The organism is Mesorhizobium sp. M1396 (genome assembly GCF_040317725.1).
Classification (GTDB): Bacteria; Pseudomonadota; Alphaproteobacteria; order Rhizobiales; family Rhizobiaceae; genus Mesorhizobium.
Genome location: NZ_JAMYLA010000004.1, coordinates 68,315 through 74,776, shown reverse-complemented (window position 1 = coordinate 74,776; position 6,462 = coordinate 68,315). Strand labels below are relative to the sequence as shown.

The 6,462-nt window shown below is 59.4% G+C and carries 6 protein-coding genes and 1 pseudogene; all 7 read right to left on the bottom strand.

Going from position 1 to position 6,462, the window contains the following annotated elements; all coding sequences use genetic code 11:
* Window positions 1–228 (bottom strand): annotated as a pseudogene (locus tag NKH02_RS03900) (LEPR-XLL domain-containing protein); the annotation flags it as partial.
* Window positions 229–349: 121 nt separating this feature from the next.
* Window positions 350–664, bottom strand: coding sequence for a hypothetical protein (locus NKH02_RS03895; protein WP_352876527.1), 315 nt, complete (start codon window positions 662–664; stop codon window positions 350–352).
* Between the two features lie 334 nt (window positions 665–998).
* Complete coding sequence (locus NKH02_RS03890; RefSeq protein ID WP_352876525.1) at window positions 999–2,228, bottom strand: acyl-CoA dehydrogenase family protein; 1,230 nt, start codon at window positions 2,226–2,228, stop codon at window positions 999–1,001.
* Window positions 2,229–2,276: 48 nt separating this feature from the next.
* Window positions 2,277–3,047: an ABC transporter ATP-binding protein gene (locus NKH02_RS03885; protein WP_352876522.1), complete on the bottom strand. Its 771-nt coding sequence runs from the start codon at window positions 3,045–3,047 to the stop codon at window positions 2,277–2,279.
* A 28-nt stretch (window positions 3,048–3,075) separates the two neighbouring features.
* Window positions 3,076–4,416 (bottom strand): ABC transporter substrate-binding protein, encoded by a 1,341-nt coding sequence (locus tag NKH02_RS03880; protein ID WP_352876519.1) that lies wholly within the window; start codon window positions 4,414–4,416, stop codon window positions 3,076–3,078.
* A gap of 96 nt (window positions 4,417–4,512) precedes the next feature.
* The gene (locus tag NKH02_RS03875) at window positions 4,513–5,562 is read right to left on the bottom strand and encodes a branched-chain amino acid ABC transporter permease (RefSeq protein WP_502913774.1); all 1,050 of its coding nucleotides are present in this window, start codon (window positions 5,560–5,562) and stop codon (window positions 4,513–4,515) included.
* A gap of 11 nt (window positions 5,563–5,573) precedes the next feature.
* Window positions 5,574–6,455, bottom strand: a complete 882-nt coding sequence (locus tag NKH02_RS03870; protein ID WP_352876513.1) for a branched-chain amino acid ABC transporter permease — start codon at window positions 6,453–6,455, stop codon at window positions 5,574–5,576.
* Window positions 6,456–6,462 lie beyond the last annotated feature (7 nt).

The following is a 6,462-nucleotide window of genomic DNA, read 5'->3' as shown; positions in this document are numbered from 1 at the left end:
TGCGAAAGGCAAGACGTCAGCTGACAGCAGATAACGCGGCTCAAGCGCTTCAAGCGCCAAATTCGGCAGATCTGATGTCTTACTGGGCCGTCGGGCTCGCCCCGGCGAGCGCCTCAGGAGCGAACTCGCCAGCCAGCGACCAAATACACCAGGGACTGGCGTCTTCTCTTTGTTGGCTAATCTCTTCTGAAATGCTTCAAAAAAAGCTGGCCTCGACAAAATGTTCATTTTGTCCCCCCCCGATATAGCAGTTTGAGCTAATTGACCGCAGGCTAACGTACATTCGAAAATTCCTGAACGCAAGGCGATCACGAGACTGCGACCTGGCTATCTATATGTAAAATTTGTCTCAATGTAGCAAATGTAAGTATATTTGTAATATCCATGCTCGTATCAACAATTTTCTCCGACTTATATGAGAAGAAACATCCATATGACAGTAAGTATCGCAATTAGTTTTTTTTATTTTTGTATAATTTAGGCTGGATTCGCGAGAAAGATTAACAACATAGCTTAAATTATTATTTGCTGTTGAAGTTTCTTCGCGCAGTTTCCGTGACGGCAGGTAGGAAATCTGATGAAGCAGTTCGGCACGAATGTCGCGCCAAGCCATCATGGCTGTGAATTCGCAGGCCCGCGCACCCCAACCAAGCGGAGCGGCCATGATCGTGAAACGGGATCCTGTTTTTTCGCCGAACAGGACCCGGTTTTGAGGAGTTGAAGGGCAGGCCCGGTGGGGGCCCGATCAGCGCGGTGGCGGTTGCTAAATCAATGATCGTGGTCGGGCCTGGAGGATGCGCCAGAATGGTTGATTTCATTAGCCTTTTCAGGCCAGAATCAGACGTCCTGCGGTATTTTTCCGTATGATTCCGCGATCGACGACTGGCCATGGTGAGTTGTCGCTCCGCAGCATCGACGTTTCGCTGGTTCAAATCACGGCCCCCGTAAGCGCGGTGGCGCTGGAGGGGTTGCGGCTACAAATGACGTCCTAGATTAGCCTACAGCGGGCTGCGCCCGATCCGCCATTGATAGGGTGGTGGCGAGCCGTTCACCGCGTAGTCCCCGACGATGCGATCCTTGTAGATGCGTGGGTTGTGGGACGACAGGGTACGGGCATTGCGCCAATGGCGATCGAGGCCGACCGGCTTCCTGGTCGAGGACGCACCCAACGCATCGAAGATAATCGTCGACGCCTCAAGAACCAGGTTTGTGACAACCGTCACCGCCTGCGATGTCTCGAGTTCGGCGATAGCGTTGGCCTTTTCCTCCGCATCGGCGTTGCCGGCGAAGTGTGCCTGATAAGCGCGTTCGATGGCCTGCGCGACCTGCAAAACGATGGCGCCAGCCGCATAGGCGTTGCTGCGAATACGGCCGACGACCTGAAGCACCTGCGGATCCTGGCTTGAGCGCGGGCCGGCTGCATTGGAGTATGAGCGATTGCGCGCGGCGACGGCGGCAGCAGTCTCGTTGGCCATCGCCCGGCCGATACCGGCAAGGGTGGCAAGATGCACCAGCTGGTAGAAGGCGGCGCCATAGCGGAACTTGTCATCATCGACGACGACATCGTCCGGGTCGACGGTGGCATCGGTAAAGATCGTGGTGCCGCTGGCCGTGAGCGTCTGGCCAAAACCGTCCCAGTCGTCGATGACATCGACGCCCGGATCGTCGCGACGCACCTGCAAGACGATGCCTTCCCCGTCGAGCCCCGTCGCACCGACATCGATCCAGTCGGCAAACAGCGAGCCGGTGGTGTAGTATTTGGTGCCGTTGAGCACCAGCCTGTCACCCTTGTTCGAGATGCGGGTCGAGAAGGCCTCCTGTTTGGCATCGCCGATCTCGGTCCAGGCATTGCCGGCGATCTCGCCGTGGACAATCCGCTGCGCCCAGCGCTTGCGGCTCTCGCCGGTCGTCTTGTTGACGACATCCTCGACAAACCCAAAATGACCGCGCAGCGCCTGGGTGATATTGGAATCGGCCTCCGACAACTCAATCAGGATGTTGGCGAGTTCGGGCAGCGTCGCGCCTAGACCACCTTCGGCTTCGGGTATGCGCAGCGCGCCCAGGCCCGCCCGCTTCAATTTCGCAATCTCCGCTACCGGCAGTTCGCGGCCAAGCTCCCGCTCGACCGCGCCGGCGGTGATCTCACCAAATATCGGCCGGAACCGTTCTGCCAGTGTCTCATAGCGAGCGCTGGGGCCTGCGCCCCAGGCGCTATCGATCTGTGTCATGTTGCATTGTCCTGAAATTAGCTACCTCACCCGGCACGGGCGAGGCGGTCAGTGTGGTTTGGTGGCATTGGCACCGCCCAGGTAAAAGTCCTGGACATCCTCACGGGCTCGCAGTTCCTCTGCCGTTCCCGACAAAACGACGCGACCGTTTTCAAGGATGTAGCCGTAATCGGCATAGCGAAGCGCGAGATTGGCGTTCTGCTCGGCAAGCAGGAAGCTGACGCCCTGCTCACTGTTCAGGATGCGGATGATCTCGAAGATTTCCTGCACGATGATCGGCGCGAGCCCCATCGAGGGCTCATCCAGCAGCACCAGGCTCGGCTTGGTCATCAGCGCGCGGCCGATGGCCAACATCTGCTGTTCACCTCCGGAGGTCAGGCCGGCCTTGACCTTCCGCTTCTCCTTGAGGCGCGGAAACCATGTGTAGATCCGTTCGACGTCGCGCTGCAGGTCTGCCCTGCTCGGTTTGCGGACGAAGCCACCGGAGAGGATATTTTCTTCGACCGTCAGTTGTGCAAAGCAATGGCGGCCTTCCAGCACCTGCACCACGCCTTTGGCGACGAGCCGAGACGCCGAGAGGCCGCTGACCGCCTCGCCCTGCCAGACGATGCTGCCGCGGCTGACCTTGCCGCGCTCAGGTCCGAGCAGATTGGAAACCGCCTTCAGCGTCGTTGTCTTGCCCGCGCCATTGGCGCCGAGCAGGGCAACGATCTTGCCCTGCTCGACCTTGAGCGACACGTCGCGCACAGCAAGGATCGCCTGACCATAGAGCGCTTCCATATTCTGGATCTCGAGGAAGCTTCTTGCTGCAATGGTCATAGGTCGATCCTGTCGGTGCGGGTTGGTGTCAATTCGTTGCAACGCGGGGCTCGATGCCCTTTTCCTTGGCATAGGCGGCTGCTTTTGCCTTGATGACGTCGGCAAACAGCGAGGCATCGGCCTTGATCCAATCGGTCCTGGTATCCCAGGACTGACCGTTCCATTGGATGATCTTGGCGGCGATGGTTTCGCCCTTGTGATTGTCGATCGAGGTTTTCAGCGGGCTGATGAGGCCTTCCGCGCCAAGCTCGGCGATCCGCTTCTGATCGATGTCGAGGTTTTCGAGCGCCCACTGGCCTTCGGCGGCGGTCAATGGCCTGTTGCCGAATTTCTTATGGCCGGTGCGCAGCGCCTCGACGAAGGTGATGGCTTCGATCACGCCGTAATTGTAATAAACCGTGCCGAACTTCGAATTGTCCTTCAGGTCGGACTTGCCCTTGTCGAGGATATTGTCCTTCAGCGTCTTCAAGATGCCGTAGTTGGTGCCCGGCGGGAAGACGGAGACGGCGAGATAGCCCTTGGCGGCAGCGCCCGCCGGGCGGGCATCGTCTTCCGAACCGCTCCAGATATCGCCGATGATCCGATCGGCGGGGAAGCCGACGCGAGCCGCTGTCTTGATCGCCACCGGCGTCATGACGCCCCAGCCGCGCAGGAAGACCCAGTCGGCGCTTGCACGGCGGATTTGCTGCCACTGTGTCTGCTGCTGTTCGCCGGGATGCGGAACGGGGATCTGGATATCCTCGAAGCCGTATTTCTTGGCGAGGATGCCGAGTGGCTCGATCGTATCGCGGCCATAGCCGGAGTCGTGATAGAGCGTGGCGATCTTCAGGCCCTTGAGCTTGTCGTAGCCGCCCGCCTGCTGGGCGATGTAATCGACGATGATCTGGGCTTCGCTCCAATAGTCGAACACCAGCGGATACTGGTAGGGAAACACGCGACCGTCCGTGGCGATGTTCTGGCCACCGCCAGGGCTGACGATCGGGATCTTGTCGATGCGCGCCTTGTCGGTGAGTGCGACGTCGAGACCGCTCGAATGCGGATAGATTGCCGCCGTCAGCGCGCCGTTATAGCCGTTCTTGTAGCGTTCGTAGCATTCGATGCCGCGCTCGATCGTGTAGGCCGTCTCGCATTCCTGGACCAGGATCTTGACGCCATCGACGCCGCCCTCGACCTCGTTGATATAGCGGAGATAGTCGATATTGCCGGCACCGAACGGGATGAACGATGGAGCATAGGGCCCAGTGCGGTAGGTAAACAGCGGATAGAGCTGTTGGCCGGTGCCGTCTTCGGCGAAGGACGCGCTGCTCATCAGCGTGACGGCCATCGCGGCCGCGGCCGCCAGCGACATGGTCTTGGTTAAAAATGACATCGTGCAACCCTTGTTTGAGTGGTTTGGAGAAAGTGACGACTGATGCTTGGGAGGAGGCGAAAGACCCGGCGCCGAGGTGTTTCGTCTTGTCTGAGTTCAGTTGGATGATCGTGCTCGCGAGCGAAGGGCTTCCACGCCGCGCCTTCTGAGACCGGACAATCCATCCGGTTCCTTGATCAGCAGCACGACGATGATCGTGCCGAAGATGATGTGCTGCAGGTTTGCCAGCGCACCCTGATCGCCGAGAAATGACAAATCGATAATCAGCGACAGCCGGTCGAGCAGGATCGGCGTCAGCACGATGAAGGCGGCACCGAGAAAGTTGCCGAAGATCGTCGCCACACCGCCGATGATGACGATGAACAGGATCTGGAACGATTTATCGAGATTGAACGCATGCGCATCCGAGGTGCCGAGATATCCGAAGGCCCAGAGCGCGCCGGTGATACCCAGGAAAAACGAGCTTATACCGAAGGACAGCAGTTTGCGGCGTGCGACGCGGATGCCGATGACCGAGGCAGCGACATCCATGTCGCGGATCGCCATCCATTCGCGACCAACACGGCTTTTGACGATCGCGAAGGCCAGCGCGATGAGCAGCACCGTGGTTGCAATGACCAGATAGTAGCGGCCGGTGGCCGACTGGAGATCGTAGTCGAGGATCTGCAGTCGAGGCGCCGATATGGTCAGCGACTGGCTGTCATTCGAAAACCAACTGAAATTGGTGAACAGCCATTCGAAGAAGAACTGCGCGCCGAGGGTCGATGCGCCGAGATAGAAGCCCTTGATACGCAGCGACGGCAGCCCGAAGATGACCCCGGCAATCGCCGCGATCAGGCCGGCAATGATCAGAACCACCGGCAGCGGCAAGAACGGCGCGCGCAGCAGCAAATTGTAGGTTGAGAAGGCGCCGATCGACATGAAGGCAGCCGAACCAATCGACACCAGCCCGGTATAACCCATCAGCAGATTCAGGCCGATGCCGGCAAGCCCCATGATCACCGTAGGGATGATGATCGAGCTCAGCCAGTAGTCGTCGGCAATGGTCGGCACCGCAAAGGCGGCGATCAGGCCAACGACGACGGCGATAGCGCCAACCCCAAATGCAGGCTGGCGGATCGGCCTGGCCGGAGCGGATTCCTGCAGCGTGGTCACGATCAGACCCTTTCGATTTCGCGGTCACCAAACAGGCCGGCCGGACGTATGAGCAGGAAGCCGACAGCGAGGATGTAGGCAAACCAGGTGGAAACGCTGCCATTGACCAGCGGGCCGATGTAGATGTCGGCCAACGCCTCGGTCGCGCCGACAAGCAGGCCGCTGGCGATGGCCCCCGGGATGGAGGAGAAGCCGCCGATGATCAGCACCGGCAGCGCCTTGAGCGTCACCAGAGACAACGAATATTGCACGCCCTGGCGCGATCCCCAGACAAGACCGGCAACCAGGGCCACGATGCCGGCGACGCTCCAGACGATGCGCCAGATGGCAGGCAGGCGGATGCCGATCGACTGCGCCGCAAGCGTGTCGGAAGCCACCGCCCGAAGCGAGATGCCCATGCGCGTCTTGTTGAACGCGATGGCCAGCGTGGCGACCAGCGTCAGCGCAATCAACGAGGCAATGATGTCGAACTGGCTGACGTAGATGCCGCCGACCTGTACGGCGACATCGGGGATGCCGAGATCGAGCATGTGAACATCCATGCCCATCAGCAGTTGGGCAAAGCCCTCGATGACATAGCTCAATCCCAAAGTGGCCATGAACAGCGTCAACGGATCGCGGTTTCGCAAGGGCCGCAGCACCAGCCATTCGATCAGGATCGCCATCACCACCATGGCAAGCGCTGTGACGATGAAGGCCAGGGCGAATGGCATGCCTTTCTCGGTGAGGGTGACGAAGGTCAGCGCCGAGAAAAGCAGCATCGCCCCTTGCGCGAAATTGAAGACCCCGGATGCCTTGTAGATGAGCACGAAGCCGATCGCGACGAGTGAGTACATCACTCCGGCAAACAGGCCGCTGACCAATGTTTCGAAGAAATAGGACATGAGTTCC

Bases quoted from the DNA above. Each gene is read 5' to 3' on its own strand.
- NKH02_RS03895 (WP_352876527.1), bottom strand. From the start codon at position 664: ATGGCCGCTCCGCTTGGTTGGGGTGCGCGGGCCTGCGAATTCACAGCC.
- NKH02_RS03890 (WP_352876525.1), bottom strand. From the start codon at position 2,228: ATGACACAGATCGATAGCGCCTGGGGCGCAGGCCCCAGCGCTCGCTAT.
- NKH02_RS03885 (WP_352876522.1), bottom strand. From the start codon at position 3,047: ATGACCATTGCAGCAAGAAGCTTCCTCGAGATCCAGAATATGGAAGCG.
- NKH02_RS03880 (WP_352876519.1), bottom strand. From the start codon at position 4,416: ATGTCATTTTTAACCAAGACCATGTCGCTGGCGGCCGCGGCCGCGATG.
- NKH02_RS03870 (WP_352876513.1), bottom strand. From the start codon at position 6,455: ATGTCCTATTTCTTCGAAACATTGGTCAGCGGCCTGTTTGCCGGAGTG.